At 53.3% G+C, this 21,733-nt stretch carries 24 protein-coding genes; 6 read left to right on the forward strand and 18 right to left on the reverse strand.

The window, feature by feature from the left end:
- Window positions 1-199 precede the first annotated feature (199 nt).
- The gene (locus tag FED52_RS10035) at window positions 200-592 is read left to right on the forward strand and encodes a YslB family protein (protein WP_232939140.1); all 393 of its coding nucleotides are present in this window, start codon (window positions 200-202) and stop codon (window positions 590-592) included.
- 44 nt (window positions 593-636) lie between these two features.
- Here the strand turns inward: FED52_RS10035 and uvrC are convergent, their stop codons facing one another.
- Complete coding sequence (gene uvrC / locus FED52_RS10040; RefSeq protein ID WP_138859769.1) at window positions 637-2,421, reverse strand: excinuclease ABC subunit UvrC; 1,785 nt, start codon at window positions 2,419-2,421, stop codon at window positions 637-639.
- A gap of 72 nt (window positions 2,422-2,493) precedes the next feature.
- Here uvrC and FED52_RS10045 point away from each other — a divergent pair, with 72 nt between their 5' ends.
- Window positions 2,494-3,807 carry a dihydrolipoyl dehydrogenase family protein gene (locus tag FED52_RS10045; protein ID WP_138859770.1) on the forward strand — a complete coding sequence of 438 codons (1,314 nt, stop codon included), beginning with the start codon at window positions 2,494-2,496 and terminating at the stop codon, window positions 3,805-3,807.
- A gap of 41 nt (window positions 3,808-3,848) precedes the next feature.
- Here the strand turns inward: FED52_RS10045 and mnhG are convergent, their stop codons facing one another.
- The 16 genes from mnhG to FED52_RS10125 form a co-directional block, all read right to left on the reverse strand.
- On the reverse strand, window positions 3,849-4,208 hold the full coding sequence (mnhG, locus tag FED52_RS10050) for a monovalent cation/H(+) antiporter subunit G (RefSeq protein ID WP_138859771.1): 360 nt from the start codon (window positions 4,206-4,208) through the stop codon (window positions 3,849-3,851).
- Window positions 4,186-4,476 (reverse strand): Na(+)/H(+) antiporter subunit F1, encoded by a 291-nt coding sequence (locus tag FED52_RS10055; RefSeq protein ID WP_114165745.1) that lies wholly within the window; start codon window positions 4,474-4,476, stop codon window positions 4,186-4,188. Before FED52_RS10055 ends, mnhG begins: the two co-directional genes overlap by 23 nt.
- The gene (locus tag FED52_RS10060) at window positions 4,476-4,955 is read right to left on the reverse strand and encodes a Na+/H+ antiporter subunit E (RefSeq protein ID WP_138859772.1); all 480 of its coding nucleotides are present in this window, start codon (window positions 4,953-4,955) and stop codon (window positions 4,476-4,478) included. Before FED52_RS10060 ends, FED52_RS10055 begins: the two co-directional genes overlap by 1 nt.
- Window positions 4,956-4,962: 7 nt before the next feature.
- Window positions 4,963-6,447, reverse strand: a complete 1,485-nt coding sequence (locus tag FED52_RS10065) for a Na+/H+ antiporter subunit D (RefSeq protein ID WP_138859773.1) — start codon at window positions 6,445-6,447, stop codon at window positions 4,963-4,965.
- Window positions 6,440-6,781 carry a Na(+)/H(+) antiporter subunit C gene (locus FED52_RS10070; RefSeq protein ID WP_021066825.1) on the reverse strand — a complete coding sequence of 114 codons (342 nt, stop codon included), beginning with the start codon at window positions 6,779-6,781 and terminating at the stop codon, window positions 6,440-6,442. Before FED52_RS10070 ends, FED52_RS10065 begins: the two co-directional genes overlap by 8 nt.
- On the reverse strand, window positions 6,781-7,218 hold the full coding sequence (locus FED52_RS10075; protein ID WP_138859774.1) for a Na(+)/H(+) antiporter subunit B: 438 nt from the start codon (window positions 7,216-7,218) through the stop codon (window positions 6,781-6,783). Before FED52_RS10075 ends, FED52_RS10070 begins: the two co-directional genes overlap by 1 nt.
- Window positions 7,202-9,631 carry a Na+/H+ antiporter subunit A gene (locus FED52_RS10080; protein WP_138859775.1) on the reverse strand — a complete coding sequence of 810 codons (2,430 nt, stop codon included), beginning with the start codon at window positions 9,629-9,631 and terminating at the stop codon, window positions 7,202-7,204. The genes FED52_RS10075 and FED52_RS10080 overlap by 17 nt, the downstream gene beginning before the upstream one ends.
- A gap of 371 nt (window positions 9,632-10,002) precedes the next feature.
- Entirely contained in the window at window positions 10,003-10,317 is a 315-nt protein-coding gene (gene trxA / locus FED52_RS10085) for a thioredoxin (protein WP_021066822.1), read from the reverse strand.
- 106 nt (window positions 10,318-10,423) lie between these two features.
- Window positions 10,424-11,389, reverse strand: coding sequence for an electron transfer flavoprotein subunit alpha/FixB family protein (locus FED52_RS10090; protein WP_138859776.1), 966 nt, complete (start codon window positions 11,387-11,389; stop codon window positions 10,424-10,426).
- A gap of 13 nt (window positions 11,390-11,402) precedes the next feature.
- A complete protein-coding gene (locus FED52_RS10095) occupies window positions 11,403-12,176 on the reverse strand; it encodes an electron transfer flavoprotein subunit beta/FixA family protein (protein ID WP_114165739.1) in 774 nt (257 codons plus the stop codon).
- Window positions 12,177-12,256: 80 nt separating this feature from the next.
- Complete coding sequence (locus tag FED52_RS10100) at window positions 12,257-12,835, reverse strand: fatty acid metabolism transcriptional regulator FadR (protein WP_021066819.1); 579 nt, start codon at window positions 12,833-12,835, stop codon at window positions 12,257-12,259.
- Window positions 12,836-12,915: 80 nt separating this feature from the next.
- A complete protein-coding gene (locus FED52_RS10105; protein ID WP_138859777.1) occupies window positions 12,916-14,589 on the reverse strand; it encodes an AMP-binding protein in 1,674 nt (557 codons plus the stop codon).
- 137 nt (window positions 14,590-14,726) lie between these two features.
- The gene (locus FED52_RS10110) at window positions 14,727-15,194 is read right to left on the reverse strand and encodes a DUF4825 domain-containing protein (RefSeq protein ID WP_138859778.1); all 468 of its coding nucleotides are present in this window, start codon (window positions 15,192-15,194) and stop codon (window positions 14,727-14,729) included.
- 13 nt (window positions 15,195-15,207) lie between these two features.
- Complete coding sequence (locus tag FED52_RS10115) at window positions 15,208-16,335, reverse strand: ABC transporter permease subunit (RefSeq protein ID WP_138859779.1); 1,128 nt, start codon at window positions 16,333-16,335, stop codon at window positions 15,208-15,210.
- On the reverse strand, window positions 16,325-17,206 hold the full coding sequence (locus FED52_RS10120) for an ABC transporter ATP-binding protein (RefSeq protein WP_138859780.1): 882 nt from the start codon (window positions 17,204-17,206) through the stop codon (window positions 16,325-16,327). Before FED52_RS10120 ends, FED52_RS10115 begins: the two co-directional genes overlap by 11 nt.
- Window positions 17,181-17,582 carry a GntR family transcriptional regulator gene (locus tag FED52_RS10125; protein ID WP_138859781.1) on the reverse strand — a complete coding sequence of 134 codons (402 nt, stop codon included), beginning with the start codon at window positions 17,580-17,582 and terminating at the stop codon, window positions 17,181-17,183. The genes FED52_RS10120 and FED52_RS10125 overlap by 26 nt, the downstream gene beginning before the upstream one ends.
- A gap of 179 nt (window positions 17,583-17,761) precedes the next feature.
- Here FED52_RS10125 and FED52_RS10130 point away from each other — a divergent pair, with 179 nt between their 5' ends.
- The 4 genes from FED52_RS10130 to FED52_RS10145 all read left to right on the forward strand — a co-directional run bounded on the left by FED52_RS10130 (window position 17,762) and on the right by FED52_RS10145 (window position 19,991).
- Window positions 17,762-18,496, forward strand: coding sequence for a hypothetical protein (locus FED52_RS10130; protein WP_138859782.1), 735 nt, complete (start codon window positions 17,762-17,764; stop codon window positions 18,494-18,496).
- A 122-nt stretch (window positions 18,497-18,618) separates the two neighbouring features.
- Window positions 18,619-19,029: a MarR family winged helix-turn-helix transcriptional regulator gene (locus FED52_RS10135; protein ID WP_138859783.1), complete on the forward strand. Its 411-nt coding sequence runs from the start codon at window positions 18,619-18,621 to the stop codon at window positions 19,027-19,029.
- 23 nt (window positions 19,030-19,052) lie between these two features.
- The gene (locus FED52_RS10140; protein ID WP_138859784.1) at window positions 19,053-19,691 is read left to right on the forward strand and encodes a nitroreductase family protein; all 639 of its coding nucleotides are present in this window, start codon (window positions 19,053-19,055) and stop codon (window positions 19,689-19,691) included.
- A 15-nt stretch (window positions 19,692-19,706) separates the two neighbouring features.
- The gene (locus FED52_RS10145) at window positions 19,707-19,991 is read left to right on the forward strand and encodes a putative quinol monooxygenase (RefSeq protein ID WP_138859785.1); all 285 of its coding nucleotides are present in this window, start codon (window positions 19,707-19,709) and stop codon (window positions 19,989-19,991) included.
- Between the two features lie 111 nt (window positions 19,992-20,102).
- On the opposite strand, the gene FED52_RS10150 is transcribed toward FED52_RS10145, so the two are convergent.
- Window positions 20,103-21,641, reverse strand: coding sequence for a hypothetical protein (locus FED52_RS10150; protein ID WP_138859786.1), 1,539 nt, complete (start codon window positions 21,639-21,641; stop codon window positions 20,103-20,105).
- Between the last annotated feature and the right edge of the window lie 92 nt (window positions 21,642-21,733).

The raw sequence follows: 21,733 nt of genomic DNA on the forward strand, positions 1-21,733 counted from the left end.
CTTGGCTCGTTTTGTAAATAAAAGCGTTTTCAAATGTAAATATAGCTTTCTGTCTCCTATTCTACTCTTGTGAAATTTGTATGACAAGACAACCCGACCGATTTGTGCCACATTCTTTTGCAAAATACCCGGTGACCAAAAGGCGAATCGTCGTTATAATGGTATAGAGAGAATGGAGTGATGGAAGAAGATGGAAACGATGAGCCAACCCACTTTCGCGATCGAACTGCTTCGCGATTATGTGTTGACGGATTTGCTCGGGGACGATTACGCCCAAGTCATCTATTGGTCGGGCAAAAGGGTCGCACGCAAGTTCCCGGTCATGACGAATGACGAACTGAGCGCCTTCTTTATGGAGGCTGGCTGGGGGCAATTGACGCTCTTGAAAGAAAAAGGAAATAAGTTCTTGTTCGAACTACTTCCCCCGCCTGCGACCCAAGAAAAGGCAACCGGCTACTTCCAGCTTGAGGCTGGCTTTTTAGCCGAACAAATTGCCGGTCGTTTCCAATGCGTCGCCGAGGGCTACGCCGATGTGGCGCGCCAGGCCGTCCAAATCACCGTCCAACTAGACCGAAAAGATACGTATGAATGACGAAGAGCCGATGCGAACTGACCGCATCGGCTCTTGTTTTATCTTCATTCGTCCGTCTCCTCATGAACGTATTGCAAAACGGTCTCGGCCAACTTCTCGGGCAGGCCTGCTTCCTTCAACTGTTCGAGCGAGGCGAGGCGGATCTGTTTCATCGAACCGAAATGGCGGATCAACTGCTGACGTCGCTTCGGCCCGACGCCCGGGATATCGTCGAGCACCGACTTCGTCATCTTCTTCGTCCGCAAACTGCGGTGGAACGTGATGGCGAAGCGGTGGACCTCGTCTTGCATACGTTGGAGCAAATAGAACGCGCTCGAGCGCGAATTCAGTTCGACGACCCCGCCGCCTTCCCCGAACAAGAGCTGGCTCGTCCGGTGACGGTCATCTTTTTTGAGCGACCCGACCGGCAAGTCGAGCCCGAACTCGTTCTGCAGGACGTCGAGGGCGGCGTTCAATTGCCCGATGCCCCCGTCAATCAACAGCAAGTCCGGTAGACGCTTCTCTTCCGTCAACAGGCGACGGAACCGACGACGGACGACCTCTCGCATCGTCTCGTAGTCGTCCGGTCCTTGGACGGTACGAATCTTGTATTTCCGGTATTCCTTCTTGAGCGGCTTCCCGTCTTCGAAGACGACGAGTGCCGAGACGGCGTCTGCCCCTTGGATGTTCGCGTTGTCGATGATGTCGACGCGTGACAAGTTCGGGATGCCAATCGCCTCACCGAGTTCACGCATGGCGAGGAGCGTCCGCTCTTCGTCGCGGGCGAGCAACTCGAACTTCTCGTTCAAGGCGATGCCCGCATTTTTCGTCGCCAAGTCGAGCAGCTGTCGCTTCGCCCCGCGCTTCGGTTGCATCACTTTCGTCCCGATCGCCTCGTTCAACAAATCGATGCGGACGATCTCGGGGACGAGCACTTCCTTCGGCAAAACGTTCTGCTCGTAGAACTGGACGATGAAACTCTCGAGCTCCTCGGACGGTTCGCCGTGGAGCGGGAACAGTGATACGTCGCGCTCGATCATCTTGCCGCCCCGCATATAGAACACTTGGACGCACATCCAGCCGCGGTCGAGCGTATAGCCGAAGACGTCGCGTGCTGTCGGGTCGGCCGTGATCATGTTCTGTTTGTTCATAATCGACTCGACGGCCCGGATTTGGTCACGGAGCTCAGCGGCTCGTTCGAACTGCATGTCTTCGGCCGCTCGTCCCATGTCGACTTGGAGCTTGGCGAGCGTCTCGCTCGTCTCCCCGTTCAGGAAGCGGCGAATTTCATGGACGATCTCTTTTTGCTCGTCCGTGTCGACGGCGAGCTCGCAAGGTCCGAGGCACTGCCCGATATGGTAATACAGACAGAGCTTGCGCGGCATCGGTTGGCATTTCCGGAGCGGATACAGTTTATCGAGCAACCGCTTCGTCTCGTTGGCGGCATAGGCGTTCGGGTACGGGCCGAAATAAAAGCCGCCGTCCCGCTTCAGCTTCCGCGTCGTGAGTAACCTCGGGTACGGCTCGTTCGTGATCTTGATGTACGGGTACGACTTGTCGTCTTTGAGACGGATGTTGTATTTCGGGTCATGCTTTTTGATGAGCGTCATCTCGAGCAGAAGCGCCTCGAGTTCGCTCGCCGTGACGATATACTCAAAGTCGCGAATCTCAGCGACGAGGCGCATCGTCTTGATGTCATGCGCCCCGGTAAAATAAGACCGGACCCGGTTTTTCAGATTTTTCGCTTTCCCGACGTAAATGATCTCGCCGTACTCGTTCTTATGCAAGTAACAGCCGGGCTCGTCAGGGAGGAGCGCCAATTTATGTTTAATGTGGTCAGAATGACTCAAATTCAATCACCTCAGTTTAAGTTCCTTCCAGACGGGAAAAATTTGATGAAGTCTCAGAGGGAGGGTTTAGTTATGAAACGGTACGATGTCATCATCATCGGCAGCGGCTCGGCAGCGAGCCAAGCCGCTAACGTATTATGCGACGCCGGTAAACAAATTGCCATCGTCGAAAATTGGACGTTCGGCGGGACGTGTCCGCAACGCGGATGTGACCCGAAAAAGATGCTCGCGGAAGGAGCAGAGCTCATTGCCCGTGCGGAACGGATGAAATCACTAGGTGTCCACGGCGAGCTCACGCTCGATTGGCACGCCTTTAAACGGCGTATCGACGAGTATCGTTTCGCCATCCCGACGACGAAGATGCATCATTGGAAAGAGCACGACATCGACTTGTTCGAAGGCGAACCCCATTTCATCGATGAAGACTCGATTGTCATTGATGGGCATGAAATCTCGGCGCATCAGTTTTTAATCGCTTCAGGCCTCATTCCGCGACCGCTCGACATCCCGGGTGGCGACTTGGCCATCACGAGCGACGACGTTTTCGACCTCGACGACTTGCCAAAACACGTCATCATCATTGGGGCCGGCTATATCGCGTTCGAGTTCGCTCATATCCTCCGCCGCTTCGGGAGCGAGGTGACCCTCCTCATCCGATCGCGGGCACTTAAACAATTCGATCGCAAAGTCGTCAAACGTCTCGTCGATGAGACGATTCGGATCGGCATCGATGTCCGTTACGGCATCGAGCCCGTCCGGATGGATGGGGACGTGCTGACGTTATCAGATGACTCTACCCTCGAAGGCGTCGTCCTTAACGCCACCGGGCGAATTCCGAGCATCGAACGGCTCCGTTTGGACGCAGCCGGTATCGAGTCCGACCACGGCGGGGTCCTCGTCAATGAGTTCCTGCAGACGACGAATGCGAACGTATATGCAGCCGGGGACGTCGCCAAGAGCCGCAACCCGGCCCTCACCCCGTTTGCGGGGCAGGAAGGACGCATCGCCGCTCTCAATCTGTTACGGGACAACACGCGTCCTTTACCGGAGCGCCCTGCCCCGACGGTCGTCTTCACGACACCGCCGATCGCCAAGGTCGGACTGACAGTCGAGGAGGTGAAAGCGCGCGGCATCGACTACGAGTGTAAGGACAACGACTTGTCCCATTTCTTGACGTATGAACGGATCAACGACACGACGGCGTTTTCCCGCATTCTGCTCAGCAAGGACGGCCACGTGCTCGGGGCCCACGTGCTCGGGCAACATGCACCGGAACTGATCAACTTGTTCTCGTTTATTATACAAAACAACATCACCCATCAACACATCAAACACTTGGAGTTCGCCTATCCGACGTCAGCCTCTGACGTGACGTATCTGATGTGACGCAAAAAGGCTCTTCCAATTTGATTTGGAAGAGCCTTTCGTCATTCGATTCCTTTGTCCTTATCTTCTCGAAGTGCATCTTGGAGCGATTTCTTCCAAAGCGGGACACCTTGAGAATGGGCCGCACGGGCCACCAAGTGACTTCCGACCGGTGCCGTCAATAAGACGAAGAACAGTCCGAGCAGAAGCCGTGCGTCAAAGATGCGCTGGTCGACCCAGACGTGCAAGACCGCCGCGAACAGGACGAACATGACGCCGAGCGTCGCACTCTTCGAGGCGGCGTGGGCGCGGGAATAGATGTCCGGGAGACGGATCAGACCGATCGCCGCGACGACGGTGAAGAACACACCGATGATCGTGAAGACACCGGTCAAGATGTCATAAATCATTGTTGCGGTCATGTTGGATGATCTCTCCCTTCTCGAGGAATTTCGAGAACGCCACCGTTCCGATAAAGGCTAAAATCCCGAGCAAGAGGATGACCTCGAAGAACATCGTCGTATCGAGCAAAATCGATAACAACGACACGACCGAGATCAACCCGATGCCGATCGAGTCGAGGGCGATGACACGGTCCGCTGTCGTCGGCCCTTTGACGACCCGGTACAGCATACCAAGCATGGCGAGCACGAGGATGGCGAGGGCGACGTAAATAATAATATTTAACATTAGCTGGTCGCCTCCTTGATATTCGACTCAAAGTTATCGTAAATGTCTTGTTTGAGCGACTCTTTATCCGGCATATGGAGCGCATGGATGTAGAGCGTCTTATTGTCGTCTGACACTTGGACGACAACCGTACCTGGTGTCAGCGTGATGAGCATCGATAGCCAACTCACTTTCCAACCGGCATCGAGTTCGGTGTGATACCGGAAGATGCCCGGTTGGATTTTTAGTTTCGGGCTCAACACGAGCCGGAGCACTTCGATGTTGGCTACGACGAGTTCGCGACAGAAAATCAAGAACAGTTTAAACAGTTTCAAGACACGGGTGAAATAAAAGTCCGTGTTTTTGAAGAAGCGGCGCATCATGAAGATGACGAGTAACCCGAGCAAGTAACCGATGATGAATCCGCTCGTCGTGAACGTACCCGTGAAGAACATCCAAATGAACGCCAGGAAAAAGTTGATGAGTAGTTGGTAAGCCATCTCTAAATCACTCCTTAATCACGGCATCGATATAGATTTCGGGTTGCACGAGCGGTTCGATTGCCTGGGTAATGAACGGATGCATCGCTTCGGCACCAAACCCGTAGGCGACGGCGACCGCGACAAGCAAGAACGTCGGCACGATGAGGCGGTTCATATACGGCACGAGCGGACCGTCATAGACTCGTTTCTCTTCTCCCCAAAATCCGTACAAGAAGATTTTGATGACCGAGAAGAGGACGAACAGACTCGACAGCAAGATGAGGAGCGGCCCGAATAGGCTGCCTTCCCCGACCCCGCCTTGAACGATCAACAGTTTCCCGAAGAATCCGCTGAGCGGCGGAATCCCGGCGAGGGACAACGCTGCGATAAAGAACGTCCAACCGAACAATGGGAAGCGGGTGATCAAACCGCCCATGTCGCGCAGTTGACCGGACTTGGTGATGCCGATCATCATCCCGACGAGCATGAACAAGGCGGCCTTAATCAACATGTCATGAATCAAATAGTAGAGCGCCCCTTCGAGCGACGTCTGCGTGTTGAGTGCGATTCCGTACAAGATGACGCCGACTGCGATCATGATGTTGTAGATGATGATCAACTTGACGTCGTTATAGGCGATCGCCCCGATCATCCCGATGACGATCGTCAACACGGCGAGGATAATCAAGAAGTTCTGCATGAACGCACTTCCGCCATCAAACAGGAGCGTATACGTCCGCAAGATCGAGTAGACGCCGACTTTCGTCAACAGCGCCCCGAACATGGCGAGAATCGGTGTCGGTGCCACGACATATGAGCCCGGGAGCCAGTAGTGGAGCGGCACGAGTGCCCCTTTCAAGCCGAAGACGATGACGAAGAACACACCGATGACGGTGATGACACTTTGATTCTCCACGAGAGGGATCTTTTGCGCGAGGTCCGCCAAACTGAGCGTACCGACCGTCCCGTAAAGAAGCGCGACGGCCATGACGAACAGCGCCGAGGCGATGACGTTCACGAGCAAATATTTGATCGACTCGCGTAATTGGACACCCTTCCCGCCGAGCACGATCAACACGTACGACGAGATGAGGAAGACTTCAAAGAAGACGAACAAGTTGAAAATATCACCTGTCGTGAAGGCACCGTTCACCCCGACGAGGAGGAACAGCATCGCGACGTAGACGTAGTTCGATTCATAGGCGTCTGAGAAGTAATGAGTCGCAAACCAGACGATGAAAAAGACGAGCAACGTCGACGTGGCGACGAGTAGTGCCGACAGCATGTCCGAAACGAGCGTGATGCCGAACGGTGCCGGCCAGTTCCCTAAGTTGACGGTCATGATGCCGTCTTGAGACACGGTGAAGATGAGCAGCACCGTCACTGCAAACGTTACAAGTAAAGCCCCGAGTGCCACTCCGCGTTGCAGACGAACTTGCTTCGGTGCGAAGAGAAGAAAGATGGCCGCAAGCGCCGGGATGACAATCGGAAAGATCGGTAAGTTAATCATTCGATTCCGTTCCTTTCATTTCCTCAATATTATCCGTGTTCAGTTCCTGGTAAGCCCGATACGCGAGCACGAGGAAGAACGCGGTCACACCGAAGCTGATAACGATCGCCGTCAAGACGAGCGCTTGCGGGAGCGGGTCAGTATATTCCGTGACCCCATCGACGAGGACGGGTGCCGCTCCGGTTTTCAGTCCACCCATCGTCAAGACGAGCAAGTGGGCAGCGTGGCTGAGCAACCCGGTGCCGATGATGATGCGCAACAAACTCTTTGAGAGAATCATATAGACCGCGCTCATCGTCAGGACACCGATGATGATGCTAACGAAGATTTCCATTATTCACTCTCTCCAATCGTTTGAATGATCGTCATCGTCACACCGATGACCACAAGGTAAACGCCAAGGTCAAAGGCGATCGCCGTGTGAAGCGTCTGTTCGCCCAAGAGCGGCAAATCGAATTTGTCATAGGCGTGCGTCAGGAACGGACGGTCCCAAAAAATGCTGTGCAGCGACGTCAGTAACGCGATGGCGAGACCGAGCGCCGTCATCTTGCGATAATCGAACGGGAGCACGTCAGCGAGCGTCTTCGAATCGAAGGCGAGCAACAGCAACACGAGCGCCGCGGCCGTCATCAAACCACCGATGAACCCTCCGCCCGGCGAGTAGTGCCCCGCAAAGAAGAGGTTAATCGAGAACACGATGATGATGAAGAAGATGATCACCGCGGCCGTCTGTAAGATGACGTCATTGACTTGATCATTTTTTCGGTTCATGTTCACGTGCTCCTTTCGTACGTTCTGTCGTTCTGAATTTGATCATCGTGTAGATTCCGATGGCCGCGATGGCAAGGACGACGATCTCGAACAACGTATCAAAGCCACGGAAGTCGACAAGGACGACGTTGACCATGTTTTTCCCGGCTGCCAAATCATAGACGTTTTCTTTATAATACTCGGAGATCGACGACAGGGAACGGTTCGATAGCGCCATGAAGCTGAGGAGCGTCACCGTCACCCCGACGAAAATCGAGACAATCGCATTCTCGATTTTAAACTTAACACGCACTTCTTTCTTGCTGATCTCTGGCATATGGTAGAAGACGAGCAAGAACAACGCGACCGATACCGTCTCGATGACGAGCTGCGTCAACGCGAGGTCCGGTGCATTGAAAAAGACGAAGAACAACGCGACCGAATACCCGACGACACCGAGCAAGATGATTGACGGCAGACGCGAGCGCATGAACGTGATCGCGAGCGCCGCCAAGATGACGACGACCCCGAGGACGTATTCATACGGCGCGACCGGTTCCATCTCGCCGAACGAGAAGTTGAACAAGTCGAAGCGATACATCGAGAACAACATCATGCCTGACAAGAACAAGAAGATGTACACCAAATACGAGCGGATGAAGCCCGTCATATAGTTGTCTTTGAAGCGGTACGCCGCCTTGTTCGACCAGACGAGCGTCCCGTCGTACATGCCATTGAGCGTCAAGCGATGCGGGATATGGTTGTAGATGCCCATCCACTTGTTGATCGTGAAGAACATGAGCGTCCCGAGCAGGACGATACCGATCGTCATAAGCAACTCAGGTGTGATGCCATGCCAGAAGTAGATGTCGACTTTCACGTCCTGCCCGCTCGCGACGAGCGTCGGATAGATCGACTCGACGGCCGGCTTGATGAGCGAGTTCGACAACACGTTCGGTACGAAACCGAGAACGACGACGAGGATAGCGAGAATCGCTGGCGGGATGAGCATCCCGATCGGTGCCTCGTGCGGCTGTTTCGGTAACCGGTCGAACTCGGCTTTGCCCATGAACGTCCGGGTGAAGATAATCAAGCTGTAGATGAATGTGAACACGCTCGCGATGAACGCGACGACCGGGATCAAGATGCCGATCGTATCGAGCGCGAAGAAGTCCATCGAGAACACTTTCGTGGTTGCCTTCAAGAACATCTCTTTACTGAGGAAGCCGTTGAACGGCGGCAACCCTGCCATCGACAATGAGCCGATGACGGCGATCGTGAACGTGATCGGCATGACGGTCATCAGACCGCCGAGTTTACGGATGTCACGTGTCCCCGTCTCGTGGTCGACGATTCCGACCATCATGAACAGCGACCCTTTGAACGTCGCGTGGTTAATCAAATGGAAGATTGCCGCGATCGTCGCGACCATATAGATGTTGTCATCCATGCCGTCATAATGCAGCGCCGCGGCCCCGAGGCCGAGGAGCGACATGATGAGACCGAGCTGACTGACCGTCGAGAAGGCGAGAATCCCTTTCAAATCAGTCTGTTTGACCGCGTTGAACGAACCCCAGAACAAGGTGAACGTCCCGACAGCGGCGATCGTCCATAGCCAAATCGGTGACTCTTGGAACACCGGGCTCATGCGTGCGACGAGATAGAGACCGGCCTTGACCATCGTCGCCGAGTGGAGGTACGCACTGACCGGGGTCGGTGCCTCCATCGCATCCGGCAACCAGATGTGGAACGGGAATTGCGCTGACTTCGTGAAGGCGCCGAGCAAGATGAGAATCATCGCTGCGACAAAGAACGGGCTGTCGGCGATGAGTGCCTGATTGGCGACCATGTCACGGATGCTGAATGAGCCGACGATCGACTCGAGGATCACAATCCCCCCTAGCATCGACAAGCCCCCGAACACGGTGATGAGCATCGATTTACGTGCCCCGTAGCGTGAGCGTTCTTTCTCGTACCAATACCCGATCAACAGGAACGACGAAATCGATGTGAGTTCCCAGAACATATACATGACGACCATGTTATCCGAGAGGACGACACCGAGCATCGCACCCATGAACAAGAGCAGGTACACATAAAAATGACCGAGCGACTCTTTGTCTTTGTTCAAATAGTAAATCGAATAGAGGACGACGAGCGCTCCAATCCCTGTAATGAGGAGGGCAAACAATAATCCGAGCCCGTCCACGTAGGCCGTGAAGTTGATGCCGAGCGATGGCATCCATTCGACCGTCTCCGTCACGACGTCCCCTGCGCTCGTGATTCCGATGAACCGGAAGAAGTACACGAACAGGACGACCGGAACGATTAACACGAACCAACCCGTATGGATTCGCTTCAGCGCCCGGAACAAGAACGGGATGAACGGTGCCGCGAGAAGCGGCAATAAGATAGCTAAATGTAACACCGACAAGAAAATTCCTCCTTCGAACAGAGTCTTACAAACGATGGGCCAATTATTAAGGTCACTTGACGCCATCATGTCTTCCTCATGAGTATAGCGTAAATTTTCAGTCTGTTTCCATGATAAAACCTTGCCGCATTTTCCAGTCTCCTCAAAAATTCCCGAACTGTTAAATATGAAGATAGTCGACAAAAAGCGACGAAAAAAAATCTGATCAAGCGTCGTATGTATCCGTTTTCAGATAGTGATTTTTCCGGATTCCCCGCTAAATCCGTACCGAACCTTAACCGTTGTTATTCCATACGAAACGACTAAACTCCTTCTTCCCTAACGAGCCCAACAAAAAACAGCCGACTAGTTCCCCGGTCGGCTGTACGTGATTATTGTGCTGTTGCGATAAACTCTTTGAGTGCTTCTTTTGGTTGGAAGCCCATTGTTTTCGAAACAGGTTGTCCGTCTTTGAACATCATAAGTGTTGGGATACTTTGAATTTGGAAAGCGCCCGCTACTTCTGGGTTCTCGTCAACGTCGAGTTTAACGATTTGGACTTGGTCGCCCATCTCTTGGTCAAGCTCTTCGAGTACCGGTGCGATCATGCGGCACGGTCCACACCAAGCTGCCCAGAAATCGACGAGGACGACGCCCTCTTTTACTTCTTGTTCGAATGTTTGAGTCGTTGCGTGTTTAATAGCCATTTGGTAAATACCTCCCCAGTAAGATGTGAGAGCCGATTAAGAACTCTCATGCATTTCATGTTCAGAGTATACCACGGAGGGTACGTTTCCCCAAACATTCTGCATATCAGCTATTGACGAGGTGTTTGCGGAACTCTTCCGTCAAGAGCGGGACGACGTCGAACAAGTCACCGACGATGCCGTAGTCGGCCACGGTGAAGATGTTCGCTTCCGGGTCTTTGTTGATGGCGACGATGACTTTGGCGTTGCTCATCCCGGCCAAGTGTTGGATCGCCCCAGAGATGCCGCAGGCGATATACAAGTCCGGCGTGACGACTTTCCCGGTCTGCCCGATTTGTAGCGCGTAGTCACAGTAGTCGGCGTCACATGCTCCACGTGAAGCACCGACGGCCCCGCCGAGCAATTCCGCGAGCTCTTCGAGCGGCTTGAAGCCGTCCTCGCTCTTGACGCCGCGCCCACCGGCGACGATGACTTTCGCTTCCGTCAAATCGACTTTCCCCGTCGCCTTGCGGACGACTTCTTTGACGATCATGGCGAGGTCCTTGAGCTCCACGCTCGGTGTCTCGACCGACACACTCGCTCCAGCCGTACGCGGAAGAGCGTCGATGTTGTTCGGACGGATCGTGAAGAACATGACCGAGTCTTTGAATTTCACTTTCTCGAACGCTTTCCCTGAATAAATCGGGCGGACGAACTCGGCGTCTTTGCCAGATCCTTCAATCGAGACGACGTCACTGATGAGACCGGCGTCCAGACGAGCCGCTAGTTTCGGTGCGATATCTTTCCCGAGCGCCGTATGGCCGAGCACGATCATGTCCGGCGACTCCTGGTCGATGACTTGGCGGAGCACTTGTCCGTAACCGTCTGGCGTGTAGTGTTTGAGACGCTCGTCCTCGATGACGAGGACGCGTCCCGCGCCGTATTCCCCGAGTTCATTGGCGAGTGCTTTGACATCATCCCCGATGACGACCGCCGTCACGTCGTCCGTCAGTTGCTTCGCCGCGGCGATTGCTTCAAATGATACGTTCCGTAACGCGCCTTCACGCGCTTCTGCGAGTATTAAAGCTTTCATCTATGTGTCCCCCTTAAATGACTTTGGCTTCCGTGCGAAGTAATTGAACGAGCTCGCTCACTTGTGACGACGTATCCCCTTCAAGGATGCGTCCGGCTTTCTTCTCTTCTGGCAAGAAACGTTCAATCGTCTCGATTTTCGCTTCGATCTCGTCCTCATCGAGGTCGATGTCCGACAGTTCGAGTTCTTCGAGCGGCTTCTTCTTCGCCTTCATGATGCCTGGAAGGCTCGGGTAGCGCGGTTCGTTCAATCCTTGCTGCGCCGTCACGAGGAGCGGGAGCGGCACTTCGATTACTTCCGTGTCCCCTTCGACGTCGCGTGTGACCGTCGCCGTCGTCCCGTCGATGTCGAGCTTCGTGATTGTCGTCACGTAGTTCATATCGAGCAGTTCCGCGACGCGCGGCGCGACTTGACCGCTGCCGCCATCGATCGCGACGTTCCCGGCGAAGACGAGGTCAGGCGCTTGCTCTTTCAAGTACGTGGCGAGCACTTTCGAAATCGTCACGTGGTCCGCGTCCTCGACGTCATCCTCGATTGAAATCCGGACCGCTTTGTCCGCACCCATCGCGAGCGCCGTGCGAAGTTCTTTGTCCGCGTCTTCTGGTCCGACCGTCACGACCGTGACTTCTCCCCCGAGATCGTCACGCTTACGGATGGCTTCTTCGACCGCATATTCGTCATACGGGTTGATGATGAACTCAGCGCCGTCTTCTTGAATTTCCCCATTCTCGAGCTGAATCGCTTCCTCTGTATCGAACGTACGCTTCAGCAATACAAAAATATTCATCGTAGTTCCCCCTTATAAGTTGTTCGCACCATCATTCATGAATCAGCGTTCATTTTTTGAGCTAGCGAGAGGGCTTACGGTTAAGCAAGCCCTTTTTTTAACATATGGTGTACTTTCGGTAGCGTCGACATCAAGTCATACTTGAAGCCGCTCGCCATCCAACTCGTGACCACTTCGTCGATCGTGCCGAAAATCATCTGCCGAGCGAGTCGATAGTCGAGATCGCGATCGAATTCGCCGGTGTCGATTCCGTGTTGTACGACCGCATCGATTAAGTTCAAGTACGGTTTGAGCACTTCGCTAATCTTTTGTCGGAGCGCCAAGTTCGACTGCCGGAGCTCGATTTGCGTCACGACGGCGAGGTCGTAATCGGCCGATAGTTGCTTCAAGTGCGACTCAATCAACTGATACAGTTTGTCGCCGGCCGTCGTCTCCCGCTCGATTTGTTGCTTCGAGTAGTCGATGAACAGGCCCATCTTCGTCTGGAACAATTCAATCAACAGATGTTCCTTGTTTTTGAAGTACAGATAAATCGTTCCGTCGGCGACGCCCGCCTCTTTGGCGATGGCCGTCACCTTTGCACCGTGATAGCCATGATCCGCAATCACTTTCACTGCCGCATCGATAATGCGGTCACTTTTTGATCCATTCTTTGTCATAAACACCCAAGCTCCTTACCGCTACAGAAAAATGAATGATGGTTCATTCATTTATTATTCTATCATGTGACACGGTTGTGTCAACTGCTTTGTTTCACTTGTTTCGCCTTCTCTTCGTCGACGAGGACACGACGTAAAATCTTACCGACGAACGTCTTCGGCAACTCCTCACGGAACTCGTACAGCTTCGGCACTTTATACGCCGCGAGCTTCTCGCGACAGTGTTTGTCGAGCTCCTCTTCTGTCACGCTGGCGCCGTCACGCGTCACGATGAACGCCTTGACCGTCTCGCCGCGATATGGGTCCGGGACGCCGATACAGACCGCTTCCTTGACGGCCGGATGCTCATAGAGCACTTCTTCGATTTCACGTGGATAGACGTTGAAGCCTCCGGCGATGATCATGTCCTTCTTCCGGTCGACGATATTGAAGAACCCATCCTCGCCCATATAGCCGAGGTCACCGGTCGCGAGCCATCCATCCTTCAAGACGGCAGCCGTCTCTTCCGGCTTCTGCCAATATCCTTTCATGACTTGCGGGCCATGAAGCATGACTTCACCGATCTCGCCGACATCCGCCGGCGTCTCCCCGTCTGCCTTTACAATTTTAGCAGATGTGTCCGACAACGGCACGCCGATCGAGCCGACGATCCGTTTATCCCATAGGAAGTTCGCGTGCGTGACCGGTGACGTCTCCGATAACCCGTACCCTTCGACGATGCGACCGCCCGTGATGCTCTCGAACTGCTCCTGCACTTCGACCGGGAGCGGCGCCGACCCGGAGATACACGCCTCGATTGACGACAGGTCATATTTCTTCGATTTCGGGTCGTTGAGGATGCCGACATACATCGTCGGTGCACCTGGGAAGAAGTGTGGCTTCTTCTTGTGGATCGTCTTCAAGACGTCGGTGACGTCAAAGCGCGGGACGAGGACGAGCTCATATCCGTTCGCCATCCCGAAGTTCAGACAGCATGTCATCCCGTAGACGTGGAAGAACGGGACGACGCTCAAGACACGCTTTAGGTCGCCTCGGTTATATCTATAGAAGAAGTTCGAGATTTGGTCGACGTTCGCCGTCAAGTTGAAGTGGGTCAGCATGACGCCTTTTGGCAACCCCGTTGTCCCGCCCGTATATTGCAAGACGGCGACGTCCTCTTTCGGATCGATCTCGGTCGGGGTGATCGGCCCGTAGTTCTTATACTCTTTGAACGCGACCGAACCTGTCGTGTCGATGACGATGTTATTCTCACGTTTCACTTTGATCGGATAGAGTTTGTTCTTCGGGAACGGAAGATAATCGGCGATGCTCGTCGTGACGATCGTCTTGATGTCCGTCTTCTGTTTCACACGAAGCGATTTCGGATAGAGGAGGTCGAGCGTGATGAGGATGTTCGCACCGGAGTCGGTAATCAAGTTCTCGAGCTCATGCTCGGTGTAGAGCGGATTCGTCTGGACGACCGTACCGCCGGCGTATAGGACGGCGTAGAATGAAATGACGTATTGCGGACAGTTCGGGAGCATCAGGCTGACGCGGTCCCCTTTTTGCAACCCTTTCGATTGAAGCATCGTCGCGAGCCGTCTCGCCGCGTCATCGACCTCGGCGAACGTCAACTCTTTGCCGATGAAGGAGACGGCGGTCCGGTCCGGATAATCGGTAGCGGCCCGGGATAGCGCCTCATAGAGCGGCTTCACCTCGTAATCAATCGTTTCTGGCATGTCAGCTGGATAATCTTGCAACCATGGTTTGTTCATCGATTCTCCTCCTTGGAATGAATAGTCATTCAATTAACTCCATTATAATGCCAAGAAAACGCTTTCATCTACCCTTTACCCGATAATTTTCAGAAAATATCGAAAAAACGTGCGCGGATGAAAGTTTCCGCACACGTTCAGATTCTCTTGAAATAGGCTTCGGTCTGCTCTTGGTTACTGATTTTCTCGTCTAAGTGATCCTTTAACTCTTTTTCCCACTTGATCGTCGAGAAGTCGACGTCGAGCCACGCCTCCATCTCCGGGCGCGAGAACGAATATGTCCGGTTCGGGAAAGCGAAGCGGACAATTTCCGCATTTTTGACGAGCGTAAAATATGTTGCCGCGTTGCGGATGGCCAACCGTTCTTGCTCGATTCGTTCAATCTCAGGGTCACTGTAACGAATCGTCAGGCCGTAAGGACGCTTTTTCGTCTGCAGCTCGATCGACTTGTAGCAGTCGTGCATCGGCAACGTCTGGGCGATGCCGGCGACGGCGCTGTTGTCCCCGACGTAAGACCCTTTGTATTGGAAAGCGTTCGATCGTTCGGTGTCCCCGCATCCAGCGAGCACGATGAGCAAGACGACGAGCAGACTGAGCCGTTTCATGAGAATCCTCCTATCAAGATTTTAGTTTCAAGTTCAAGCGATAGAGCAGGCGTTTCGCAAGTAAATGAGCAAGGAAACCACCGATTACGAAGCCGATGACGTACAGCGTGACACTCGTCGGGTACGAAATGACCGAGAGAATGATGCCCCCGAGCATGGCGAAACAAAGTACCATAATGACATGAACGAGCCAGAGCCAGTTCGTGAACATGAAGAAGCGCCCGTTGTTTTCTTGCGGAGCCCGGTTGAACATGACAAGTCCAAGCCCGAACGACAACCCGATGAAGAGGAGCGAGCTAAGTGGCGCGAGCGTCATGAAATTACGCCATTCCGTGTTGTCAGTGAACAAGTTGTACGTATCGACGTTCGCAATGTTCACAAGTGGCGACAAAATTCGCATCGGGAGACTCTCCATTGCTTCTGCATACCAATCGTACGAGCTATATCCTGTAAACGAATAAATCGAGCCTTGAACCAATGATAGGATGCCGATCGGGAATAAGAAGGCAACGATCGACCAAAGCACTTGGGAAATCGCCTCTCCTCCGAACGAGCCCATCCAAAGCGATAGCGTGAAGACAGAGATTCCAATCAGGATGACCAAACCGATGACCGCGGTCACTTTCAACGTCTGTCCCTCAATTAAGAAGGCATAGCGTGACGAGTGAATGAGGACGAGCATAACTGCCCCACCGATGATCGAAGAAAGGACGATGCCACTGACACCAATCAACCATTTCGATATGTAAAGCTGGTTGCGACTGAATGGGAGTGACATCGAAAAGTCGGACATTTGACTGTTGCGCTCACTGCCAATCAAGACAGATGCCATCAAGAACCCGAACACGACGTAGAGGAAGACGACCGTCTCGATCGGCAAAAGCGTACCTAATTCACCAATCATATAACCAGCCCCAGCTGTCGCACTGAAGAAGTCTTCGATCGTGAGTGTAGCGATGTCATTTTGCGTCCCTTCTTGATATTGTGAAGGATTCTGTTGAATATCACGGATCTGTTCATCGTAGTATTGCATCTCGGTCCACACCGGCATGGTATATGCGAGTGTCGCAAGCGTGATGAGCAACATCCATAAAAGTGATACTTGCTTCCAATCTTTTTTGAGCAATACGCTAGATAACATTCGACTCACCTCCTAGTTGAACTCGGAACACGTCTTCGAGCGACATCGGAATCTCTTCGACGAGCATCGGGTCGTGCGCATCGACGAACGTATCGAGTTCCTTCGTCCGTTCTTTCGCCATGAACAAGGCGACCCGGCCTGTGACGTTGATGATTTCGATATCTTTCCGTTCAAGCAGTTCGACCGGTACTTGGTCGTTGAAGACGACTTGCAGTTTGACGCTCGTCTCACGCGCCTCCTCGAGCGACATGATCGCTTTGACGCGGCCTTTCTCGATCATGATGATGCGGTCGGCGATTCGTTCGAGCTCATGTAACTGGTGACTCGAGACGATGATGGAACAGTTACGTGCCTCGACTTGGGCGATCATCAGCTTCAAGACGTCGGATTTGGCGACGACGTCGAGTCCGTCCGTCGGTTCATCGAGCAGATAATATTTTGCTTGGACGGCGAACGCGAGCGACAGTGTCACCATCGCCTTCTGTCCTTTCGAGAGCTGACGGATCTTCTTGTTGTCGATGTTGTAACGAGTAAGCGTCTCTCTGAAGGTTGACCGGTTGAACGTCGGATAAATCGATTCGTAGAGCGCGGCCGCCTCGTTGACTGTATAATGTTTGAGCGCGTCGGCCGAGTCTGGGACGAAGATGACGTCACGTTTTAATTCTGACTTCTCAAAAATGCTCGCTGGGCCGTAACGGACGTCGCCCGTATCCGGTCGGATGATCCCGACCATCGTGCGTAAGAGCGTCGTCTTCCCGGCCCCGTTCCGTCCGACGAGGGCGATGATTTCTCCGGCGCCGACGGTGAAGTCGATGTCGTCTAAGACGCGCTGTCGATCGATCGTCTTACTCAGTTGTTGGACTGTCAGCATGGTTCTCCCCTACTTTCTTATATTCGGTCTCAAATAGCGTCAGCGCTTCGGTGAGCGCGATGTTCGCGTAATGGCAATCGATGGCGAGCTTCTTGATTGCTTCTAAAATCGGTGCGCGCGGCGAGTCCTGGTCGACCCAGTCCTCGGAGACGAACGTCCCCCGCCCGCGATGCATCTCGAGCAAGCCGAGTCGCTCGAGTTCCTGATACGCCTTACTGACCGTATTCGGATTGATGACGAGGTCGGTCGCGAGTTCGCGCACCGACATGACCTTGTCGCCCGGCCGTAAAATCCCGCGGATGACGAGCGCCTTCGTCTGATTGACGATTTGTTCATACAAAGGTTCCGCGCTTTTCATATCAATTTTATATAACATGGGTCACACCCTCTCTTGTGTACGTGGTATAAGTGTATTATACGTATTAGTACACGTAAATACAATAGTTCTTAAAGTGCACTTTCAGTTTACAGGGAATTGGGAATAAATTGAATACGACTTTGGACTGAGACGCGCGTCGTGTTTTTCAGGTACATTGGACGAGAGGTGAACCAAAAATGAAAAAAAGATTGTTGCTTGGGGCCGTCGGCTTGCTTGTCGCCGGATCGATGTACGGAAGAAGCGAAGCGACCGAACGCTATACGGACTACATCGATGCCACGTACGGAGAACGTGTCGATGTCGACGTGTCACAAGACTGGAAACTGACTGGGTACAAGGCGACGTTCAAGCTCGAAAGGCGACCACTTCGCGGGACGTATTCCGCGCGGACGTATGGTGACGGCACAATCCTTGACGACGTGATGCCGACGTACTGGGTTAAAGAGGCAGAGACGACGCTACACGACCGACTCGTCACGGCGAACGTCTTATCACGTACAGAGACGGTCCGGGCGAACGTGCCTGTAGACGTCGTACGCATGCGAGACGTAAACAGACGACAACCGACGTCCGTCTTCGAGTTGAATCCAGAGACGTTTTTAGGTGTCTCCGTCATGTTGCATGAAGCATGGAACGACACCAATGCTCAGAAGCAGCGCGTCCTCGACGTCATCCGCCTACTCGAGGACGACGTCACGTCGATTCATTTCTCGTTCGACGGGACACCGAATGAGGATGACGACTTCACCGAGCGCTACTTGAACGTGTCACGCACGTCCCAATCCGGCGATCCGTCATTCGATTCGCTCCAGACGATTGACGACTTGAACCGCCTCGATCGCCTATATGGGTTTGACGAGACGACGTTCATCACCGAGTACCGATTTGATGGTACAAAATATGAAGACTGATCGCCATTCGCTCGAGCGGATGGTTTTTTGTGTGAGCATTCTCCTTTACAGCACGGCCTGAATGTTTTACATTTGACGAGTCAACAATTGACTTATCAAATGAGAGGGGTGAGACACCACAGATGGAATTACGAGACATCAGCCGACTGCTGTACCAAATCAAATTGGCGGACCAACGCGTCGCGACCTCGTTCGAGAAAGAGACGGGCTTCAGCCTGACCCGCTACGAGATGCTCATGATTGTGCATGACAAGGGCGTCTGTTCGCAAAGCGAGATTCAGCAGGCGATGAAAATCGACAATGCGGCCATCACCCGCCATTTGAAGATCCTTGAAGAAAAAGGCTACGTCCGCCGGGAACGGAACACCGCGAACCATCGTGAAGTGTTCGTCCATTTGACCGACGAAGCCAAACATGACTTGACGAGCTGTGAACAAGACCACGACCGCGGCAAGCATTTGATTACGAGAGTGCTGTCCGAGTCAGAAATCAATCAGCTGTCGAGTCTGCTGCAAAAGCTGAACCAACTATAACAAGAGAGAAAGAGGTAATATCCATGGCAACTACATTCGAAAACAACACATTCACTGACGTGATGCTCGGTCGCAAATCGATCCGCGTCTACGACGAGAACGTCAAAATCTCACAACTTGAAATGCTTCAAATGATCGAGGAAGCGACAACAGCCCCTTCTTCAGTCAACATGCAACCGTGGCGCTTCGTTGTCGTCGAGAGCCCAGAGGCAAAAGAGGCGCTCAAGCCGCTCATCCGCTTCAACGTCCGTCAAAACGACACGTCGGCTGCGATGGTCCTCATCTTCGGCGATATGGAATGCTACGAGCTCGGTGAAGAGATTTACGATCAAGCTGTCGCGGAAGGTAAAATGCCGCAAGAAGTGCGCGACCAGCAGCTCGCTGCCATCCTCCCATACTACAAGAACTTGTCGAAACAAGAGATGAACGACATCGTCAAAATCGACTCGAGTCTCGCAGCGATGCAATTCATGCTCGTCGCCCGTGCCCACGGTTACGACACGAACCCAATCGGCGGTTTCGAGAAAGACCAACTCGCGGAAGCGTTCGGTTTAGATAAAGACCGTTACGTGCCGGTCATGATCCTCTCGGTCGGTAAAGCGGCAGAAGAAGGCTACCAATCGGTACGTCTCGACGCTGAAAAAATCACATCATTTAAATAATCGGAGGACACCCACATGATCTTAATCAACGCTATTTTCGACGTGAAAGAAACAGAGTTTGACAACTTCTTGGCCGACATCAACAAGCTCATCGATTCGTCGAAACAAGAAGCTGGTTGCTTGAGCTATGAGCTCTATCAATCGACGACGTCGGAAAACCGCTTCGTCATGATCGAGAACTGGGCCGACCAAGCGGCCGTCGAGCAACACAACCAAAACCCGGACCTCATCGCGTTCGCTCAAAGCGTAGGCAACTACGTGACGGCGAAGCCGGTTATCCATGTGACGGAAGTCAACTAAACAGAAGACGGTCGACCTCGTGTCGGCCGTTTTTTTGTCCCATCGATTCATCGGTGCGATGTTTCGGCATACAAAAAACCGCTTCTACGCATTGGTAGAAGCGGCTGTTTGTTATACGCCGAGAATCGCGAACGAGACTCCGACGACACCGATGAGCGCCATGGCGTAAACTGGTACGCGTGGCATTTCACCGTTGTTATCGAGCGCCTTCCCGAACATGTAGAACACAATCGGGTGGACGAGGAATGGCATCGAGAAGATGAGCGGGATGAGAAGCGACGCTTCCGTCCCGAACATACCGCCCTGCACGGCTGCGAAGAGACCGAAGTGCGAGATGGCTGACGATTGAGCCATCGTCGTGTAGTCGAACGCGATCGTGCTGAACGTGAGAAGGACGAGTCCACCGAAGACCGCCATCATCTGCCAACCGAACGAGAACTGCATGAGCGCCTTCACTTCTTTGAAGTCTTCGCCGTTGGCACCGCGCAAGTTTTTGAGCGAGAGCGCCGTTAGCACAAGACCGACCAAGACGATGATTGCCGTCGGCCAGATCCAGAGCGCCCCGTTGTCGGCACTGACTGCCAAAATCGAGAACACGAAGATGTGACCGAAGAACGGGATGTTGATCATGATTGGGGCACGTTTCGCGGCCACTTGACCGAAGTCACCAGCCGTACATGCGCCTGTGAGACCACTGTGCGAGAGCGAGCCGGCCATACCTGGTGCGAGGTTGCGGACATGTCCTGTGCGGGCGAACCACATGAGGAGTGCAATCCCACCGAACATCCAGAACAATTGACCAAAGAAACCGTAAACGAGAATCGAATTCATGCCTTCGATGGCGAACGCATCACCGATCCGCGAACCACCGACCATGAAGTTGGCGGCCAAGACGACCGGGATTCCGGCAAACAAAAGCGCACGGACGGTCGGTCCATACGTCCAGTTGTGGAAGATGGCACCGAGTGCTGACGAGAGCAACATGGCGAAGAAGATCTGCGGAAGCGCGATAATCGGTTGAACCGCCACGGCGATGCCGTACGACACGAACAAGATGACGAGCATCAACACTGTCTCGATGACGCCTTTACGCATGTATACCTTCTTATCGTCGATTTGCGCCTTGTGGTCGATCAAGAGGAACGATGCCGCGAGACCGATCAACGCGAGGATCGGGTAATAGAGCATGATGCCCTCTGCCGCGCCCGGTTGAATCATCATGCGGAAGAACCCTTCGAGACCGACGAGCAAGAAGAATGAACGGAGGATGAAGATGAACTGTGTCCGTCCTGTCCCGAGGAACATCTCTTCTTTCGATGGCACGACGATATCTTTCACGTCGAGCTCTTGCTTGCTTAAAATCTTGCGAAGTTCTTGTCCACCGACGAAGAACGACACGACGAGCGCGATGATTGTCGTGCGTGATAGGAAGTCGACGAGCGGGAACTCAGGGAGACCCGGTGTCGCGATACCCATCTCGACCATGGCGAAGCCAAGCCCGAGACCGAAGATGACGATGACGAGGATTGGCGAGAACCGTGAACCAGCCACGACCATCCGCGATAAAATGACCATCGGGATGACGAAGGCCATGAGCAACCAGAATTGGTTGAGTAATTGTACTTGCGATAATTGCTGAACGATTTCCATGGATAAACCCCTTATACATTTTTTTCACACTGTTTCGAAGTTTACAGGATTGAACATTCTGTGACAAGGGGGTGTGACGTATTGTAAACTTT

This window comes from Exiguobacterium mexicanum (genome assembly GCF_005960665.1).
GTDB classification, from domain to species: Bacteria; Bacillota; Bacilli; order Exiguobacteriales; family Exiguobacteriaceae; genus Exiguobacterium; species Exiguobacterium mexicanum_A.